Raw genomic sequence first — 18,624 nt, forward strand, 5'->3', positions numbered from 1 at the left:
GTGTGGACGCCGGGGGTCAGGTGGTGACGAGCCGGGCGAGACGTCGTGCCGCGTCGAGCACGGCCTCGGCGGCCTTCTCGGTGTCCAGTCCCTCGGTGGCGACGACGCCGACACTGCGTTCCAGCGGGTGACCGGAGGCGCGGATACCCGCCGACACTCCCACGGCGCCGCGTTCGAGCTGGCCGCTCGTGATGCTGTAACCGTCGCGGCGGGCCTGCCGTACCGCCTCGGAGTCGTGGGGACTGGGAGGACGCAGCGCGAGGATGGCGATGCCGGAGGCCCCTCGGTCGAGCGGATGCCTGCTGCCCACGCGGTAGCCCACCCGCAGCACCGTGTCGGTCGGCTCGGCCACCATCAGCACCACGCACTCGTCGCCCTCGGCCCCCGCGACGAACGCCGTGGCGCGGGTCCGGTCGGCGAGTTCCGCCAGCACCGGTCGGGCGCCGTGCAGGAACTGGGGTTCGAAGCGGGACAGGAGCACGGCGGCACCCACCCCGAGCCGCAGCCGACCCGACTCCGTGCGGGTCACCAGCGAGTGTGACTCCAGCGTGGCCACGATCCGATAGCAGATGGCCCGGTGCACGCCCAGTTCGGCGGCCAGCTCGGCCACGGAGATACCTTCCGGGCTCCGCGAGATGATGTCCAGCGCGCGCAGGCCACGGTCGAGGGTCTGCAGGGTGCTCATCCGGTTCCTCGTCGTGTACGTCGGCTCGATGATCGCATAACCATGACAGGCCCGGCCTCTCGTGGCGCGTCCCCCGGCCTCACCGTCGCCCTGTGGGAGGATCGCAGGGGTGGGCGGTGCGAGTCCGCCGGGCGAATCCGCACCTGAGACGAACGGAGTGCAGCAGTGAAGGCAGAACCCGCCGTGCAGCGTCAGTTGCTCGACCTGGCGAAGGTCGACGCCGAGCTGACCCGCCTCGCTCATCGCCGCCGCACGCTGCCCGAGCTGGCCGAGATCGAGGACGTGGAGAAGCGTCTGCGGGAGCGGCGTGACGCGCTGGTGGCCGTGCAGACGGCCGCCTCCGACCTCGAACGAGAGGTGAGCAAGCAAGAGCGCGAGATCGAGTCGGTGCGGGCGCGGGCCGAACGGGACCGCAAGCTCATGGAGTCCGGTTCGGTGTCCGCGAAGCAGCTTGCCGACCTGGAACACGAGCTGGAGACGCTCGCGCGCAGGCAGTCGGTGCTGGAGGACGACCAGCTCGAACTCATGGAGCGCAAGGAGGCGGTCGACGCCGACGTCCAGCGCACCGCGGCCGAGGTGGACAAGGCCGAGCGGGAACTCGCCGACGCGCGGAAGCGGCGTGACGAGGCTCTCGCCGACCTCGACACCACGCAGGCCCGCCGAGAGGCCGACCGCGAGAACCTGGTGCCGACACTTCCGGAGGCCCTCGTCGCCCTGTACGAGCGGGTGCGTGCCCACAAGGGCATCGGGGCGGCACTGTTGCAGGCCCGCCGGTGCGGCGCCTGTCAGCTCGAGCTCGACCGCAGCGCCATCGCCGAGATCAAGGCGGCGGCCGACGACGAGGTCGTGCAGTGCGAGAACTGCGGCGCGATCCTGGTGCGCACCCCGGAGTCGGGCCTGTGATCTCCGGGGTCGTCGTCGAGGCGGACGGTGGGTCGCGGGGCAATCCGGGGCCGGCGGGATACGGAGCGGTGGTGCGGGACCCCGACACCGGGGACGTGCTCGCCGAACGGCAGGCCGGGCTCGGCGTCACCACCAACAACGTCGCCGAGTACAACGGACTGATCGCGGGTCTCGAGGCCGCGGCGGAACTCGGTGCGTCCACAGTGGAGGCGCGGCTGGATTCGAAGCTCGTCGTGGAGCAGATGAACGGCCGCTGGAAGATCAAGAACGCGATGCTGCAACCGCTGGCGCTGCGGGTGCGGGAACTCGCGCGGCGCTTCGACCGGGTCACCTACACCTGGGTGCCGAGGGAGCGGAACGCGCACGCGGACCGGCTGGCCAACGAGGCCATGGACGCCCAGGCCGAGGGGCGCTCGGTGGCCCGCGCCGACGCTCCGGCCGCCGAGCCGAAGGAGACCCCGGCCGCGGGAGCGAAGGAGGAGGCCCGCCGGGAACCCGCCGAGCAGCGGTCGCCGTCGAGCTGGACGGGCGCTCGTGGCGCGCCCACCCGCCTGCTCCTGCTGCGCCACGGCCAGACGCCGATGTCCGTGGACCGACGCTATTCGGGGGCCGGGGACGTCCGCCTCACCGAGCTCGGCACGAGGCAGGCCGAAGCGGCCGCCAAACGCATCGCCGCGATGGAGGACCTCGGTGAGGTGGTGCACGTGGTGTCGTCACCGCTCCTTCGGGCCACCCAGACGGCGCAGAAGGTCGCCGACGCCCTCGGGACACGCGTGGAGACCCATCGCGACCTGCGGGAGACCGACTTCGGCGAATGGGAGGGCCTCACGTTCGGCGAGGCCGCGGAACGGGACCCCGAGCTGCACCGCCGGTGGCTGCGCAACCCCGCCGTGCGCCCGCCGGGGGGCGAGAGCTTCGAGGAGGTGTACCGCAGGGTACGCAAGGCGTGCGCCGACGTGCTGGCCCGCTACGGCGGCACCACGGTGGTGATCGTCAGCCACGTCACGCCGATCAAGTCGTTGCTCCGCGCCGCGCTCGACGTCGGCCCCTCGCTGTTCTACCGCCTCCACCTCGACCTGGCGTCGTTGTCCGTCGTCGATCACTATCCGGACGGCAACACGTCGGTGCGGTTGGTCAACGACACCTGCCACCTCGGGTAGGGGCCGGGGAGTACCCTTCTTCTCGTGGACGAGTTGGCAGGGCGGCCGCGGTCGAAGGCGATGCCTTCGGTCGAGGAAAGTCCGGACTCCACAGGGCAGGGTGGTTGCTAACGGCAACCCGGGGTGACCCGCGGGACAGTGCCACAGAAAACAGACCGCCCGGCCGACAGCGGCCGGGTAAGGGTGAAACGGTGGTGTAAGAGACCACCAGCGCCTCGGGTGACCGGGGCGGCTCGGTAAACCCCACCCGGAGCAAGGCCAAGAGGAAGCCCTCGGGCTTCTGCGCAGGCGTTCGAGGGCGGCCCGTCCGATGCCTGCGGGTAGGCCGCTAGAGCCTGTCGGCGACGGCAGGCCCAGATGGATGGTCGCCCATCGTCCGCCGCGAGGCGGGCGTGGACAGAATCCGGCTTACATGCCAACTCGTCCACCTCCCGCCCGGCTCGACGGTTTCCGGGTCACCGGCGCGGTGTCATCCGGAAGGTCACGTAGTCGACCTGCCAGCCGTCCTTGGTCAGGCTCCGTTCGGCCACGACGGTGCGGTCGAAGCCCGCCTTCTCGGACAAGAACGTCAGGTAGTCCAGATCGCCCGAGGTGCCGAAGAAGACCAGCATGCGGCCGTCCTCGGTCAGGTGATCGCGGACTCCGGCGAAGAACCGGGTCATGGCTTCGTAGTTCTCGTCGGTTATGGCGGTCTCGAACAGCGTGCGAGGTCGGAACCACCGAAACGGCGGATCGAACACGATGAGGTCGAACCGACCCTCGACATGGCTGAAGACGTCGCTGTGCCGGACCTCGATCCGATCGGCGACGCCGTTGCGCCGCGCGTTGTCCCGCGCGGCCTCCAGGGCCTTCGGGTTGATGTCCACGGCCAGCACCGTCTCGGCCTTTGCCGCGGCGAGGACGGCGTTCACACCGCTGCCGGTGCCCATGTCGAGCACGCGGTCCCCCGCGCGGACCTCGTCGAGGACAGCGCCTCCCAACAACTCCGACACCGGCGTGAGCGGTTGGACGTCGGGCGGCACCACGATGCTGCGGCCGAAGTACGTGACCCGCTGCTCCTCCCGCTCGGAGTCACCGCGGTAGGCCCGTTCGTGCCAACGACGAATGCGCTCGATCCGCTCGGGCGGCATGCGCGGACTATAGGTGGGAAGTTCGGGCTCCTCGGTCATGGCGGGACCGTAACGTCGGCGGGCCCGGCGGGTCATCCGATTTAGGGAAGGTTCTCCCCGCGGCATGGTGAGGTCGTCGGTACGGACCACGGTGAGTCTTCCCGTGGCGGTGGGGCGCGCACTAGGGTGATCGCATGGATCGCGCCGTCGCCTCCGAACTCGCCCAGCGTTGTCACAAGGTCCTGGAGCCCCTGCACTCCTTCGTGTACTTCGCGCCCGAGGTGGAGAAGGCGTTCGTCGACGCGGGTCTGGAAGCCGGTCGCATGGCCTACTTCGCCGGCCGGGCCGCGCCGCTGGGCCCCGTGGGCGCGGGCGTGGTGAGCGCGACGTTCTACAACTTCAACCCCCGGCTCGTGGCGCGGTGCATCCCGAGGGCGTGGGAGCTCGTGGAGCCCGACGAGGTGCTGAAACTACGGTTCGCGGGGGCCGAGACCGCTTTGCGTCGGCTCCTCGGCGACGCGGCCGACGCCCCGGAGCTGGCCGAACTCGCCGAGCTCGTACGACGGGCCGCGGAGGCGACCACTCCCGAGGGGCGGCCCTTGTTCGCCGCCCACGCCGATCTCCCGTGGCCCGACAATCCCGTGGGGGTGCTGTGGCACGGGGTGAGCCTGCTGCGGGAGTACCGGGGAGACGGGCACATCGCCGCCCTGGTCACGGAGGGCCTGTCCGGGCTGGAGGCCATCGTCACCCACACCGCCACCGGAAAGGGTTTCCGCGCCGAGGTCGCCAAGTCGATGCGCGGGTGGAGCGACGAGGAGTGGGAGAACGCGGAACGCGAGCTGCGCGAGCGGGGACTCCTCGACGCCGACGGTGCCCTCACTCCGGAAGGGGAGGCTCTGCGTACCCGGCTGGAGGAACGCACCGACGAGCTCGCCTCCGCACCGTACCGGCGGATCGGTGAGGACGGGGCGAGCCGCATCGCCGAGCTGGCCAAGCCCTTCACGCGGAGGGTGTTGAAGGGCGGGGGCATCCCACGGGAGTTGTTCGGGCGGGGGTGACCGCGGGCGCGTCGAGCCGCCCCACTCGACGTCGGGTCCGTGCCGACGCCGATGTCGGGGCGCGGGATGCGTCGGCCCGAAGGGGGATCACGGTCCGTGACCGGAAGGGGTCGGGGTTGCGGTGCCGCTTCCCCTTCTCCCACGTCCGGGCGGTGTCCGTCCCACGAACCGGTAGAGGTCGGGACCATATCCGGTCTCCGTGCCTCGCTCCCCCCCGGACATGATTCACTGTCTTAGCGGTCACCGACCGAGGGATTTCTGGCACACACTGTGAGGGGGCGTCATGCGTACGAGCGAGCGCTGGCCCGTGGCGGGACACCCGAACAGGCCGAGCGTGAACCACGTCGTTGGGAGCCGGCTGTCGAAGGACGTGCACGTCCCGGTGTGTGAGATCCCGCAGGGAGGCCGAGTGGACGGGTCACGGTACGGAAGTCGACCTTTGACCCCCACCGGTCATCACGCCATGATGTTGAGTGAACACGGCACGTGCCGGATAACCGGTGTTGCGCATAACCGTGCGCCACGCCACACACCCCGGGCACTCGGGAGCATGCGATGACCACGATGACGCTTGCGACACTCGCGCAGGCCGAGCTCGACACGGACAACGTCCAGGGCTGGATCCTGGACAACATCATCCCGCTCGTGCTGCTCGCCGTCGCGCTGCTGCTGCTGTGGCTCGGCGGCGGCAAGGGCGACAACGCGGGCGTGATGCGAAGGCTGGCGGGTGTGGTCATCGCTCTGGCGATCGTCGGCCTCGCGGTCAGCGGACTGGGTGTCGACGTCGGCCAGTGGTTGGCCAGTCTGTTCACGAGCTGATGTAGGGCACGCGCGGTGCGCATTCGAACTGACGACGAGATCTACCGCGTCGACGCCGTCTGGCTCGGTCCGCCGAAGGCCACCTTCCCGTGGCGGGCTCGTTATGTCGCATGGGGCGTGGGGATCCCGGTGTTCCTCATCGTGCTCAGTGTCGAGCGACAGATCGGCATCGGCTTCGACTTCTTCTCCACCGCGTGGGCATTGGTCATCACCATCGCCCTCACGCGCATCATCACCTCGAAGATCAGTCACGAGCGCCCGTTGGGCGCGGTGTTCACGATGTGGTGGCGCGAACTCCACGCGCCCCGTGAGCGCCGGACCCCGACGGGCGGCGCCGCGAGCGCGAGCAAGATCCGGGTGAATCGCGAGCGACCGAGACCACGGGCCAAGCGTAGACGCGGGGCCCGGCGTGGTGCGGCACCGCCGCCCACCCCGTATCCGCCAGACAGCCCAGGACGAGCGCGCCGTCGCCCGGCGGCGGTCGGGAGGTAGTCGTTGTTCGGTCGCGGCAGTAGCCGGAAAGCCCAGTACCCGGCAGCAACGCAGAGGCCCGGAAAGGGCCGTCGGGGCAGACGACTGCCCGGCGAGCAGGACATCCCCACCTACACGCCGTCGATCGCCGCTCGTTCGATCGACGGGCACCTGCTTCGCACCCGGCACGAGGTGTACGCCTGGTACCGGCTCGCCCCCCAACGCTGGTCGTTCCGGTCGGATTCGCAGCGACGAGACCTGATCGCCGCGATCGCCGGTCAGTACGCGGAGCTCCAGGGACGCTGGCTGCATCTTCGTGTCACCACCCGGCCGTATCCCATCAGGATGTGGGCCGAGGCGCACGTCCACAACGCCCACGACCGTCCCGCCGACGTGCCGGGCGCGCTGTCGTTCGACGACTACCTGGTCGGCGAGCAGCAGCAGCTGATGGGGCGGTCGATGGCGGAGAAGGAGGTCTACCTGGGGGTCCAGGTCCAGACCCGTCGGGTGGTCGACCGCGCGGTGGAACGTGCCGCGCCGCTGCTGCGCAAGATCCTGCCCGAGGCCGTGGACGCCGAGCTGGTCGCGCTGGACTCCGAGGTCGAGCACCTCGACCAGGTCATCGGCGCGCCCGGTCTGGAAGGGCGCCCGGTGGAGGCCGAGGAGATGTCCTGGCTGATGCACCGGTCGTGCTCGCTGGGACTGCCCGCGCCGAGGAACCTGCCCGCCGTGCCGGGAGCGGCATGGGAACCGGAGGACCTCGCGAGTTTCACAGACGCGGCGGACTTCCACTGCGAGCCGTACGCGCCCACCGTCACGGTGCGGGGCCGCACCGGCTCCAACGCCGGGGTCACGCGGCACGTCGCCGTCCTCACCGTGGGCCAGATGCACGGGCTGCAGATCCCCGAGGTCGACGACCCGTGGGTGCAGCACGCCGACCGGCTGCCGTCGGCGGTGGAGTGGTCGGCCCGCATCTACGTGCGCAGGCCCGAGGAGGTCGCGGGCGAGCTGCAACGCCAGATGAACAAGGTGCGCTCCCAGGTCAAGCACTACACCGATGAGCACGACCTGGAGCCCCCGCAGTCGTTGGCCCGGCAGGCGTCTCGGGTGTTGGAGATCGACGACGAGATGACCTCCGGGTTCACGGCGTTGGCCACGCGCGTGCGGTCGTGGTGGCGGCTCGCGGTGTCCGGCCCCACGGAGCGGGACGCGCTGCGGCTCGCGCAGCAGTTGCTCGACCTCTACAAGCCCAAGATCGCGATCGAGCACCCGGAGGCACAGTACGCCCTGGCGCGGGAGTTCATTCCGGGCGAGCCGTTGTCGTCCGGTGCGTACCTGCGGCGGGGCTCCGTGGTGTGGGCCGCGTCGGCCGTGCCCACCGCGACGGCCGAGGTGGGTGACCGGCGCGGCATCCTGCTCGGGGAGACCTGCACGGCCACCCGCAGGCCCGTGGCGTGGGACCCGTGGATGGCGCAGGAGGTCCGGGACGGCTCCGGTCTGACGGCGATGGTGGCCGGTCTCGGGGGCGGCAAGTCGTTCCTCGGCGGCGGCATCGTCTACAAGACGCTGCGGGCGGGGGCCCACTGGACGGTCCTCGACCCGTCCGGTCCGCTGTCGGCGCTGTGCGAGCTCCCGGAGATCCGGCCGTACGCGCGGCCGATCAACCTGCTCAACGCCCAGCCCGGCATCCTCAACCCGTACCGCGTCGTGGCCGAGCCGCAGCTCGAACACTTCATGGACGAGGAGGACCCCGAGCGGGCGTGGCGGCGCGAACGCGCGCTCGCGGGGGCGACCCGACGACGGTTGGTGCTGGACGTGCTCACGGGCGTGCTGCCGTACGAGGTGGCGCGGATGCCGCAGACGCGGATCGTGCTGCTGCGTGCCGTGCGCCGGGTGGGCGGACGCTACGACGCCGACCCCGGTCAGGTGATCGACGCGCTGCGGCGGGATTCGAGCGAGCACTACGAGCACGCCGTCGTGGTGGCCGACTTCCTCGACGAGCTGCGCGAACGCATGTCGCTGCTGATTCCGGAGGCCGACGCCGACCCGTACTCCGACATCCGCGACGACCGGCTCACCGTCCTCACGATGGCCGGGCTGACGCTGCCGAAGGAAGGCGTGGGCAGGGAGCACTGGACCGATGCCGAGGCGCTCGGCGTCGAGATGCTCAACCTCGCGGCGTGGCTCACGCAGCGCTCGGTGTACGAGAAGCCGAAGGAGGAACGCAAGGGCGTCTGGATCGACGAGGCGTTCTTCCTGTCCGAGGTGCCCACCGGCCGGGTGCTCATGAACCGCTTCGCGCGTGACTCGCGGAAGTGGAACGTGCGGGTGCTGCTGTCGTCGCAGATCCCCGCGGACTTTTTGAAGATCCAAGGCTTCGTGGCGTTGCTCGACTCGGTGTTCGTGGGACGGCTCGACGACGAGGAGGCCCAGGCCGACGCGTTGCGACTGCTCAAGGTGCCCGTGGGAGTGGGCTACGAGCAGGTGATCGCCGCGCTGGGCCGTAGGCCGGGTTCCCGCAGCGAGGTCGAACGTGACACCGAGCCGCGGCAGTTCATCTTCGCCGACGGTGCCGGTGGGGTCGAACGCATCAGGGTGGACTTCTCGGGTCCGCACCTCGATCACCTGAGGGCGGCACTCGACACCACGCCGGGGGCGACGGCGAGCTCCGTGCGCCGACCGCAGCCCTCCGGTGAGGCGGACAAGGGTGAGGACGAGCAGCGTGAGGAGGCCCCCCGCGTGCCCGAGCCACCGGAACCGGAACTGGACGAGGAATTCGAACGCGCGGCGGAGCTGGAGGTCGGTCTCACCGAGGAGGACGTGCTGGCGGGCGCGGCCGAGGCCGACGAGGCTTCCGAGAGCGGGGCCGGGGAGGCGCGCTCGGAGGACAAGGAGCACGCGGGAGCCGGCAAGGGCGGCACCGGCAGGGATGCGGCATGAACACGATCATGACGTTGGTGGCCGTGGCCTGCTGTGCGTGGGTGTGGCGGACCGTGCGGGCGCGCCGTCGTGGCCTCCCGGTACGGCGCCGAGGCCCCGCACTGGCGATGGTCGTGGCGGTCCTGGGGCTCCAACTGACGATCACCGCACCCGCCTCGGCGCAGAGCGGGTGTGAGGTACCGAATCCCGAGCGCCCCGGCGCTGGCATGGTGGGTGCCATCGACCCGCCGGGCGTGAAGGGCGAGGCGGGCAGCGCCTATCTCGAGTACAGCTACGCCGGCATGGTGTGGCACGTCTACGACTGCGACAGCGGCGCGCTCGGCCTCGGCTCGCCCGAGTCCACCATCGACACGTGGGCGGGCAACCAGCTGTTCAACATCGCCAAGAACATCGTCGGTGCCACCAACTCGCTGCACTACACGGTGTTGGAAGGCGGGCTGCTCAACCCCATCTACAACGCCGTGTCGGAGGGCGCGAAGGCCGTCTACGACAACGTCTACACCCAGTTGTTCGGGCTCTTCGCGTTGCTGCTGGCGGTGCTGCTGTTCCGCAACATCTGGCGGGGCGATCTGTCCACGGTGAGCAAACGCGCCCTGTTCGCGCTCGGCGGGGTGTGGCTGGCCGCGTCGTCGATGGCGTTGCTGCGCTACTACGACGACATCGACCACGCCATCGTGCAGACCACCACCAACATCCAGGCCGGGTTCGTCGACGAGACCGAGGACCGCGTGGTGCGGCACATCCTGCCCACCGACCTGCACACCGAGGTGGTCTACAAGAACTGGTTGCGGGGCGAGTTCGGTGCGCCCGACTCGCCGCAGGCCGAGGAACACGGCAGGGACCTGCTGGACGCGCAGGCGTTCACCTGGGAGGAGATGCGCAACGGCGACGACGCCGACGAGGAGTTGATCGAGGAGAAGAAGGCCGCGTACCAGACGATCGCGAACCAGCTCGGCCCGGCGACCGGTTACTTCACCGGTGAGGACGGCAGCCGTACGGGCGTGGGCTTCCTCGCGTTGCTGCAGAGCCTGTGTTACGCGCTGTTCCAGTTGTTCGCCAAGGCGGCCGTGCTGTTGGCGCAGATCCTGGTGCGGTTGTTCACACTCACGGCACCGCTCATCGGTCTCGTCGCCATCCTGCACCACGACATCCTGCGCCGAGTGGGGCGGGTCCTCGGCACGGTCGCGTTCAACCTGTTGGTGCTGTCGGTACTCGCGGGTGTGCAGGCGTTGCTGCTGCAGGCCATCTTCAACGCGACCGGGCTGTCGATGCTCACGCAGATGGCGGTCGCGGGGTTGATCACCGTGCTGCTGTTCATGGTCGGCAAGCCCGGCAAGCGGTTGTGGCAGATGGTGGAGATGTCCGTGGGCATGGTCGGCGCGGCGGTCCCGACCCCGCGCGGGGGCCTCTTCTCCCGGTTCCGCCGAGGTGGCGACACGCCCAGCCCCCAGGACGAGTTCTGGAAGACCGTGGCGGAGAAGGACGCCGCCGAGGGCGGTGCCAACACGCGGGGCACCGGAGGCGTGCTCTCGGGTGGCCGCAACCGTCCCGAAGCGACGATCATCGCCACGGCCGAACGCCTCGACACGCGGGCGGGCGCCGGGGCACACCCGGCCACGTTGTGGTCGCCCGGCCCGCGGGCGGCACTCCCGGCGGGGGAGAGCGACTCCGCGGACGCGTTCGGTCGTTACGCTCCGAGCCGGTCGCCCGGCGACTACCTGGGCGGCCGGGACTCGGTGGCGACGGGCTCGGGTGTGAGTCGCAGGGTCGACACCGTGCCGGTGAGCGACCCCGGTTGGGATCGGCTGGACGACGTGGAGCCCGTGGTGGTGCCCTCGCGGTTGTCGGTGAGCGCCGATCCCGTGACGGCGGCGCCGTCGACCTCCCCGCCGACGCGGTACCCGACCCCGGCGCCCGTGCCGCAGCCTCGGCGCGTGGAGCACGAATTGGTGGCGGGCAAACCCGTGTTCGTGCTCTACCGGCCGTCGCGCGGTCTCGAGGTCCGTGACGACGTTCGTGACACCGACCGCGTGGTCCGATAGGAGGCGCGGGAGATGCCGATTCGCACCAACCGGGGCCGGGCGGCGGTGTACCGCCGCCTGTGGGGCTGGCCGATGCGTTCGCCGACCCACCTGGTGGGCACCGTTATCCTGGTGGTCGCGCTGGTGATCGCCGCGGGGCTGCTCGTCCCGAGATTGGTGAGAGACGGTGGCGCGGGGGCCGCCTCGCCGAACGCCCCTCAGGCCACATCGGACAACGTGGCTCCCGCGACGGAGGGGAGCGCGGAGCCGACGCTCGACCGCGAGACGCTCCCGACCCGGTTGTCCGAACCACTCGTCACTCCCACCACGGCCGAACCCGCTCCCGAGGCGCTGGAGGTGGTGAAGGAGTGGGTCGCCGCGTGGGCGTCGGTTCCGGAGGACGGTGACCAGGACACGTGGCTGGAGGGCCTGCGCCCGTACACCACGGAGGAGTTCCTGCCGCAGCTTCGTACCGTGGACCCGGCCAATGTGGACGCCACGAAGGTGGTCGGCGAGCCCGAGGTGCGCGAGTCCTACCCGCGTTCGGTGACGGCCGAGGTCACCACCGACGGGCCGACGTTGCTCGTCACCGTGATCGAGACCGACGACGGGTGGCGGGTGACCGACTACACCGAAGCCGACGGGTGAGAGGGGGACGTCGTGCGAGTCGGACTGTTGTTCGGGTTCGTCGCCGCCGCGACCACCACCGTGCTCGTGGCCGCCGGTGCGGCGATGGTGATCGACAGCCAACGGCAACAGGTCCACGCCGCCCCGTTGAGCTGCAACGCGGCGCTCGGCCCCACCCAGCCCGGACAGCAGAACCGAGGGGCGAACGACGCCGCGAACCTGACCGACGAGCAACTGAACACGGTCTCGCTCATCATCACGATCGGCAAGGAACGGGAGCTCTCCCCGCGAGCCTGGCAGATCGCGATCCAGGCCGGAATGACCGAGTCGGGGCTGCGCAACCTCGACTACGGTGACCGGGACTCGCTCGGCATCTTCCAGATGAGGCCGTCCATGGGATGGGGTTCGCCCGAGCAGATCACCGATCCCACGTACGCGGTGAACAAGTTCTACGACGTGCTGGAGAGTGTTCCCGGCTGGGAGACCATGCGGCCGGGTGACGCGGCACAGGCGGTGGAACGTTCGGCGTTCCCCACTCGCTACCACCGGTGGGAGCCGATGGCCGTGCACCTCGTGGAAACCCTCGGCGAGGTGTCCGACGCCACGGGCTGCGGTCCGGGCATGGGAGCCGCGCTGCCGCCCAACGAGCAGGCGGCCGAGGCCATCGAATTCGCGCTGGGGGAGCAGGGCAAGCCGTACGTGTGGGGTGCGGAGGGCCCGGACGCGTACGACTGCTCGGGGCTGATGCAGACCGCCTACGAGGCGGCCGGGATCACGCTGCCCAGGGTGTCTCGCGACCAGTACCGGGCGGGGGCGATGTTGCCGGTGGAGGAGGCACAGCCGGGCGATCTGGTGTTCTGGGCGTACGACTCGTCGGACCCGGCGACCATCCACCACGTTGCCATGTACCTGGGCGGGGGAAAGATCGTGGAGGCGCAGCAGTCCGGCGTTCCCGTGCACACGCGGGATTTCTCGTTCGACGAGCCCGGTCTCGTGCCGCAGGCCGTGCGGCCCGGTGTGTGAGGAGAAGTCGTGGCCAAGCAGTGGGGTAGGCGCAGGAAAGCGAAAAGTCCGGTCGTGGTGCCTCAGGCGTTCGACGCCGCGTTCGGGGAACCCGCGCGAGCACGGGCGGCGAACCAGCCGACGCGGTCGGGTCGGACTCCCAGGTCGAGCACGCCCCTGGCCGATCAGCTCTCCGCGGAGGCCCCCGGCGTCACGGAGAACTACGTGGTGCTGCCGCGCTCGCTCGCCGAGGACATGCCGCTGCCGTGGCAACAGCAGATGGCCGCGCTGCTCGCCCAGTTCCACGAGACGCACAGGGACCTGTCCTGGCCGACGTACCGCGTGGTCCCGTCGCGTCCCGAGCGCCTGGTCGACCTCGACGAGGAACAGCTCGCGGGAGCGGGCTACCTGGTGGAACTCGACTCCGACGGCGAGCTGGTCTACCGCGACCGCACCGGGCGGCGGGTGGAGGACCCGGAGAACACCATCGCGCTCGTACCGTGCCTCGACCCGATCGTGCGTAAATCGGGGGACACCGCCTCCGACTCGGGGAGCGGAGCGGCCAAGCCGGGCGCCGTGCCCATGAACATCGGCCCGCAACCGGTGTGGCGCACCACGACTCCCCGTGGTTCGGCGGCGCCTCCGCTGCCGCCGCCTCCCACCGCCCCGTCCCTGTCGTCCCCTCCACCTCCGGCGTCCCCTCCACCTCCGGCGTCACCACCGGCTCCGGCCTCACCGCCGGCTCCGGAGTCGCGGGAACCCGGCTGGTCCGGTGGTTCGGAGCCCGCGAGCGCCACGGCCGAGACCCCCGAGGTCTCGGCGGCCGAACCCGACACGACGGCGGCCCCGGAGAACCCGATGCCGGAATTCGGCCCGACCGGGGAGCCAACGGAGATCCCTTACCGCTACCGTCGCTGAGCCGTCCGTGCCAGGCTGGCGGTATGGCAGCCAGACGCAAGGACCCGAACCCGCCGACAGGCTGGTGGTACAACACACGGACAGGCGAGGTCGAGCACGGCGAGCTGTCCCGAGCCATCGACCTCATGGGGCCGTATCCCGACGAGGCCACCGCGAGGCGTGCGTTGGAGATCGCCAAGGAACGCACGAAGCGTGCCGACCGCGAGGACGCCGAGTGGGAGGGCGAGGACGTTGACGAGCGCTGACCCGGCACGGGCAGCGACACCACGGGCAGCCGGGTTAGTGTCGAAGAGTGGCTCTGGTAGCGCACGGCCAGGGCGCCGGCGACTTCGCCTCGCTGCGCGCCGAGTTCGCTCTGCCGGAGTCGTTCCCGCCCGAGGTGCTGGCCGAGGCCGAAGCCGCCGCCGGTGATCTCGTACCGTGTCCCGGCTCTCGTGAGGACGCCACCGGCCTGCCGTTCGTGACCATCGATCCGCCCGGCGCCAAGGATCTGGACCAGGCGGTGTTGTTGACCCGGCGCCCCGGTGGTCGGTTCCGCGTGCACTACGCGATCGCCGACGTCGCCGCGTTCGTCGCTCCCCGCGGCGCGCTGGACGCCGAGGCCCGGCGCCGAGGTCAGACGCTGTACCTGCCGGACGGCAACGTGGGGCTGCATCCTCCGATGCTGGCCGAGCAGGCCGCGAGCCTGTTGCCCGGCGTGGTACGCCCCGCCGTGCTGTGGACGCTCGACATCGACTCCGACGGCGAACCGTCCACGGTCCGGGTACGCCGGGCCTGGGTGCGATCGGTGGAACGCCTCGACCACGACTCGGTGGCCGAGGCGTTGCGGGCCGGAACACCGCACCCGTCCATCGCAGCCTTGCCGGAGCTGGGCAGGCTGCGGCGGGAACACGCCGCTCGGCGAGGCGCGGTGGAGCCGCAGGTGCCCGAGCAACGCATCCGGGCCGAGCCCGAGGGTGGTTGGGCACTGGTGCGTCGGCCGAGACACGAGGTGGAGGAGTGGAACGCCGAGCTCTCGCTGCTCACCGGCATGGTGGCGGCGGAGTTGATGATCGAGGCGGGGATCGGCGTGCTCCGGACGGTGCCCGAGGCTCCGCCCGACGCCGTGGACTGGCTGCGGCGGTCCGCTCACGCGCTCGGCGTGTCGTGGCCGGACTCGGCGAGCGTCTCGGAGGTGCTGGCCGAGCTCGATCCCGCCGACCCCGCGTCGCTGGCGTTGCACGCCGGGACGGTGCGGCTGTTGCGCGGCGCGGGCTACACCGCCTTCGACGGCGAGGTCCCCGAATCGGTCGGTCACGCGGGTATCGGCGGACCGTACGCGCATGTCACCGCGCCCATCCGGCGGTTGGTGGACCGCTTCGCCACCGAGGTGTGCCTCGCGGTGGCCGAGGGACGCCGCGTCCCGGAGTGGGTGCGTCGGTCGCTGCCCGAGCTGCCGCGGCTGATGGGATGGTCCGACTCGCGGGCGTCCCGAGTCGAGCGCGCCTGCCTCGACCAGGTCGGGGCGTGGGTGCTCGCCGAGCGGGTGGGGACGACGTTCGACGGGGTGGTGTTGCGGTTCGACGCCGCGGGAGCGGCCGAGGTGTTCGTCCAGAACCCGCCGCTGCTGGCTCGCTGCTCCGGAGTGACGGCCCCGGAGGGCAGCGAGATCGCCGTGCGTCTCACCGAGGTCGATGTCGTCGGTCGGAGGGTGTGTTTTGAGCAGGCGTGAACGAGGCGAGGACGAGCTGACGAAGGGGTGGACCGATGAAGAGCGGGCACTGCGGGAGCGGGTCCTGGCCGGACACAGCGTCGTGGTGAACGTCCGCAAGTCGGGGCCGCACCGGCATCTCGTGCCGTGGTTGGTGGCGGAGGACCTCATCACCTACGTCGGGCACGCCGGGAACCGGCACTCCTGGCCCGAGTCCGACTTCGCCAACCCCTTCGTGAAGGAGGCGAAGCAGGACCGCGTCATGATGGTCCGGCACTATCGGGACTACCTGCGTGAGCAGCCCGAGCTGCTGCGTCGGCTGCGGGACGGCGAGCTGAACGGGCGGGCGCTGGGGTGCTGGTGTGCCCCCGAGCCGTGCCATGCCGACGTTTTGGTGGAGTACACGGAATGAAGGACGAGCTGGGCGCCGATGTCGCGCTCTCCGGGCCCCCGAGCCGGGTGGTGTCGCTGGTGCCGTCCCTGACGGAGGCGGTGGCCGAGACCGTGCCGGGAGTGCTGGTGGGCGCCACCGACTACTGCACGTACCCCGTTGGGTTGGACGTGCCGAGGGTCGGCGGTTCGAAGTACCCGAAGATCGACGCGGTGCTGGACTGCGCTCCCGACCTGGTGCTGGGCAACGCCGAGGAGAACCGTCCCGAGGACGTGCGCCGCCTGCGCGAGGCGGGCGTCGCGGTGTGGGTCACGGCCGCGCCCGCGACCGTGACCATGGCCCTGGAGTCACTGCGCACGTTGTTCACGCGAGTGTTCGACATGGCGACCCCCGCGTGGCTGACCGAGGCCGAGGCCGCGTGGCGGGACCCGGCCCCCGTACGGGTCCGGGCCGTGGTGCCGGTGTGGCGCAAACCGTGGGTGGTCCTGGGACGGGACACGTTCGGCGGTGACGTGCTGCGTCGGCTCGGGGTCCACAACGTCTACGCCGAGCACGCCGATCGGTACCCGCGGCCCCGCGTGGAGGAACTGCGGGCGCGGTTCGCCGACGGCGAGGCCGACCTGCTGGTCCTGCCCGACGAGCCGTACGTCTTCACCGACGACGACGGCCCCGACCACTTTCCCGGAGTGCCCTACACGCTGGTCTCGGGGCGGCGGCTCACGTGGTACGGCCCGTCGCTGGCCGACGCCAGGGCGGAGCTGGAGGCCGCGCTCGCGGACGTCCGGACCCGGTAAGGCTCAGCGTCGCACGGCGAAGGCGTCCGTCGCGCGGCGAAGAGCCGCGAACACTCCCGGATCGGTGACCGCGTGCCCCGCTCCGTCGAGCAAGGTCAGGGTGGAGTCCGGCCACGCCCGGTGCAGTTCGTACGCGGTGATCGGCGGGCACACCGCGTCGTAACGGCCCTGCACGATGTGTCCGGGGATGCCCGCGAGTCGATGGGCGTCGCGCAGCAGTTGTCCCTCGTCGAGCCACGCGCCATGGGTGAAGTAGTGCAGGGCTATCCGGGCGAACGCGACGGCGAACGGCGGAGCGCCGTAGCGCGCCCGGAACGCCGGTTGCGGCGTGATCGAGACGATCGCCCCTTCCCAGGAGCTCCACGCCACGGCCGCGCGTTCGGCGACGGCGGGGTCGGGGCTGTTGACGAGGTCCCGGTACGCGGTGAGCAGGTCGTCGCGTGCCGACGGGGGCACCACGTCGACGTAGCGCCGCCAGGGCTCGGGGAACAGATGTCCGGCGCCGCCGTTGTAGAGCCAGTCGAGCTCGGACTTGCGGGCCGTGAACACTCCACGCAGCACCAACTCGCTGACCCGCGACGGGTGGGTCTGCGCGTAGGCGAGTGCGAGCGTGGCGCCCCACGAGCCGCCGAACACGAGCCACCGGTTGATGCCGAGGTGCTCTCGCAGGAGCTCCATGTCGGCGACGAGATGCCAGGTCGTGTTCGTCGACAGATCGACGTCCCGATCACCGACGTGGGGAGTGCTGCGCCCGGAACCGCGCTGGTCGAACTGCACGATCCGGTACACGGTCGGATCGAAGAGCCGACGCGAGATCGGGTCACTCCCGCTGCCCGGTCCGCCGTGCAACACCACCGCCGGTTTGCCGTCGGGTGCGCCACTGACCTCCCAGTACACCCGCTGGCCGTCGCCGACGTCCACCATGCCGGAGGCATGGGGAGCGATCGGTGGGTACAGCTCCGGCTCCGACACCACCCACCTCCTGTCGAACGACCCGGCGCCCGCTCGTGCTCGGCGCCGGGTCGTTATTTAGCAGGCCACCGGGGTCAGTGGAAGGTGTGCTCCGCGGTGGGGAAGGACCGCTGCCGTACCTCGTCGGCGAACGTCTTCGCCGCGGTGGTGAGCGCCCCGGCGAGATCGGCGTACTGCTTGACGAACCGCGGGACGCGGCCCGTGCGCAGCCCGGCCATGTCCTGCCATACGAGCACCTGCGCGTCGCAGTCGGGGCCCGCGCCGATGCCCACGGTGGGGATTCGCAGTTCATGGGTGATCTGCTTGGCGACCTCGGCGGGCACCATTTCCATGACCACCGCGAACGCGCCCGCGTCCTGCAACGCCAGCGCGTCGGCGATGAGACCGTCGCCCGAGGCACCACGGCCCTGGACGCGATAGCCACCGAGGTTGTGCTCGCTCTGCGGGGTGAAGCCGATGTGTCCCATCACGGGTACTCCCGCCGCGGTCACGGCCTCCACGTGTGGGGCGAACCGGCGACCGCCTTCCAGCTTGACGGCGTGCGCCCGGCCCTCCTTCATGAACCGCGCCGACGTGGCGACGGCCTGTTCGGGCGAGGCCTGGTAGGAGCCGAACGGCAGGTCGGCCACCACGAGAGCCTTCGAGACCGACCTGGTGACCGCCCTGACCAGCGGCAGCATCTCGTCGACCGTGACCGGCAGCGAGGATTCGTAGCCGTACACGGTGTTGGCCGCCGAGTCGCCGACCAGCAACACCGGGATGCCCGCGTCCTCGAACAGGCGGGCGGTGTAGGTGTCGTAGGCGGTGAGCATCGGCCACGGCTCGCCGCGTTCCTTCATCTCCCGGAGGTGGTGGATGCGGACTCGCTTGCGCAGTGGCGCCTGCTCCGCGGGCGGCTGCCCGTAGGGGGCGGGAGTCTCTCCGCCGGTGGGGTTTTCCGAATGCGTACGTGGCGTGTCAGATGACATCGCTGTCAAACCGTCCTTCCCTCGAGGCCGCTTCGCGGTCCCCGGGTCGTGGATCGTTGGCGCCTCCAGCGTCCCACTCCCCGGAAACCCCACCCA

General features: G+C 70.8%; 18 protein-coding genes and 1 other RNA gene. 15 read left to right on the forward strand and 4 right to left on the reverse strand.

Features of this window, described 5'->3' with window-relative positions; translation table 11 throughout:
- Positions 1-16: 16 nt before the first annotated feature.
- Positions 17-685, reverse strand: coding sequence for an IclR family transcriptional regulator (locus SACGLDRAFT_RS03645; RefSeq protein ID WP_005461852.1), 669 nt, complete (start codon positions 683-685; stop codon positions 17-19).
- Between the two features lie 165 nt (positions 686-850).
- Here SACGLDRAFT_RS03645 and SACGLDRAFT_RS03650 point away from each other — a divergent pair, with 165 nt between their 5' ends.
- The 3 genes from SACGLDRAFT_RS03650 (at position 851) to rnpB (ending at position 3,175) form a co-directional block, all read left to right on the forward strand.
- Positions 851-1,588, forward strand: a complete 738-nt coding sequence (locus SACGLDRAFT_RS03650; protein WP_005461853.1) for a zinc ribbon domain-containing protein — start codon at positions 851-853, stop codon at positions 1,586-1,588.
- A complete protein-coding gene (locus SACGLDRAFT_RS03655; RefSeq protein ID WP_005461854.1) occupies positions 1,585-2,748 on the forward strand; it encodes a bifunctional RNase H/acid phosphatase in 1,164 nt (387 codons plus the stop codon). The genes SACGLDRAFT_RS03650 and SACGLDRAFT_RS03655 overlap by 4 nt, the downstream gene beginning before the upstream one ends.
- A gap of 29 nt (positions 2,749-2,777) precedes the next feature.
- Positions 2,778-3,175: RNase P RNA component class A (rnpB, locus tag SACGLDRAFT_RS21635), an RNA gene on the forward strand.
- Positions 3,176-3,203: 28 nt separating this feature from the next.
- Here the strand turns inward: rnpB and SACGLDRAFT_RS03660 are convergent.
- Positions 3,204-3,917, reverse strand: a complete 714-nt coding sequence (locus SACGLDRAFT_RS03660) for a methyltransferase (RefSeq protein ID WP_040918493.1) — start codon at positions 3,915-3,917, stop codon at positions 3,204-3,206.
- Positions 3,918-4,051: 134 nt separating this feature from the next.
- Between SACGLDRAFT_RS03660 and SACGLDRAFT_RS03665 the strand changes: the two genes are divergently transcribed.
- The 12 genes from SACGLDRAFT_RS03665 to SACGLDRAFT_RS03720 all read left to right on the forward strand — a co-directional run bounded on the left by SACGLDRAFT_RS03665 (position 4,052) and on the right by SACGLDRAFT_RS03720 (position 16,588).
- Positions 4,052-4,915 carry an SCO6745 family protein gene (locus tag SACGLDRAFT_RS03665; RefSeq protein ID WP_005461857.1) on the forward strand — a complete coding sequence of 288 codons (864 nt, stop codon included), beginning with the start codon at positions 4,052-4,054 and terminating at the stop codon, positions 4,913-4,915.
- Between the two features lie 555 nt (positions 4,916-5,470).
- Positions 5,471-5,734, forward strand: a complete 264-nt coding sequence (locus tag SACGLDRAFT_RS03670; RefSeq protein WP_005453869.1) for a hypothetical protein — start codon at positions 5,471-5,473, stop codon at positions 5,732-5,734.
- A 15-nt stretch (positions 5,735-5,749) separates the two neighbouring features.
- The gene (locus SACGLDRAFT_RS03675; protein ID WP_005461858.1) at positions 5,750-6,226 is read left to right on the forward strand and encodes a hypothetical protein; all 477 of its coding nucleotides are present in this window, start codon (positions 5,750-5,752) and stop codon (positions 6,224-6,226) included.
- Positions 6,227-6,229: 3 nt separating this feature from the next.
- Entirely contained in the window at positions 6,230-9,145 is a 2,916-nt protein-coding gene (locus SACGLDRAFT_RS03680) for an ATP-binding protein (RefSeq protein WP_005461859.1), read from the forward strand.
- A complete protein-coding gene (locus SACGLDRAFT_RS03685; protein WP_005461860.1) occupies positions 9,142-11,187 on the forward strand; it encodes a hypothetical protein in 2,046 nt (681 codons plus the stop codon). The genes SACGLDRAFT_RS03680 and SACGLDRAFT_RS03685 overlap by 4 nt, the downstream gene beginning before the upstream one ends.
- Positions 11,188-11,199: 12 nt before the next feature.
- On the forward strand, positions 11,200-11,814 hold the full coding sequence (locus tag SACGLDRAFT_RS03690; protein WP_005461861.1) for a hypothetical protein: 615 nt from the start codon (positions 11,200-11,202) through the stop codon (positions 11,812-11,814).
- A 12-nt stretch (positions 11,815-11,826) separates the two neighbouring features.
- On the forward strand, positions 11,827-12,816 hold the full coding sequence (locus SACGLDRAFT_RS03695) for a C40 family peptidase (RefSeq protein ID WP_005461862.1): 990 nt from the start codon (positions 11,827-11,829) through the stop codon (positions 12,814-12,816).
- A 9-nt stretch (positions 12,817-12,825) separates the two neighbouring features.
- Entirely contained in the window at positions 12,826-13,713 is an 888-nt protein-coding gene (locus tag SACGLDRAFT_RS03700) for a hypothetical protein (RefSeq protein ID WP_005461863.1), read from the forward strand.
- 23 nt (positions 13,714-13,736) lie between these two features.
- The gene (locus tag SACGLDRAFT_RS03705) at positions 13,737-13,958 is read left to right on the forward strand and encodes a hypothetical protein (RefSeq protein WP_005461864.1); all 222 of its coding nucleotides are present in this window, start codon (positions 13,737-13,739) and stop codon (positions 13,956-13,958) included.
- Positions 13,959-14,005: 47 nt separating this feature from the next.
- Positions 14,006-15,424, forward strand: coding sequence for an RNB domain-containing ribonuclease (locus tag SACGLDRAFT_RS03710; protein WP_005461866.1), 1,419 nt, complete (start codon positions 14,006-14,008; stop codon positions 15,422-15,424).
- Positions 15,411-15,815 (forward strand): DUF4326 domain-containing protein, encoded by a 405-nt coding sequence (locus SACGLDRAFT_RS03715; RefSeq protein ID WP_005461867.1) that lies wholly within the window; start codon positions 15,411-15,413, stop codon positions 15,813-15,815. The genes SACGLDRAFT_RS03710 and SACGLDRAFT_RS03715 overlap by 14 nt, the downstream gene beginning before the upstream one ends.
- On the forward strand, positions 15,812-16,588 hold the full coding sequence (locus SACGLDRAFT_RS03720) for a helical backbone metal receptor (protein ID WP_005461868.1): 777 nt from the start codon (positions 15,812-15,814) through the stop codon (positions 16,586-16,588). Before SACGLDRAFT_RS03715 ends, SACGLDRAFT_RS03720 begins: the two co-directional genes overlap by 4 nt.
- 3 nt (positions 16,589-16,591) lie before the next feature.
- Here SACGLDRAFT_RS03720 and pip read toward each other — a convergent pair whose 3' ends face one another.
- Both pip and panB read right to left on the reverse strand, forming a co-directional pair.
- Complete coding sequence (gene pip / locus SACGLDRAFT_RS03725; protein ID WP_005461869.1) at positions 16,592-17,560, reverse strand: prolyl aminopeptidase; 969 nt, start codon at positions 17,558-17,560, stop codon at positions 16,592-16,594.
- 74 nt (positions 17,561-17,634) lie between these two features.
- A complete protein-coding gene (gene panB, locus SACGLDRAFT_RS03730) occupies positions 17,635-18,528 on the reverse strand; it encodes a 3-methyl-2-oxobutanoate hydroxymethyltransferase (protein ID WP_005461870.1) in 894 nt (297 codons plus the stop codon).
- Positions 18,529-18,624: the final 96 nt, after the last annotated feature.

Source organism: Saccharomonospora glauca K62, assembly GCF_000243395.2.
GTDB classification, from domain to species: Bacteria; Actinomycetota; Actinomycetes; order Mycobacteriales; family Pseudonocardiaceae; genus Saccharomonospora; species Saccharomonospora glauca.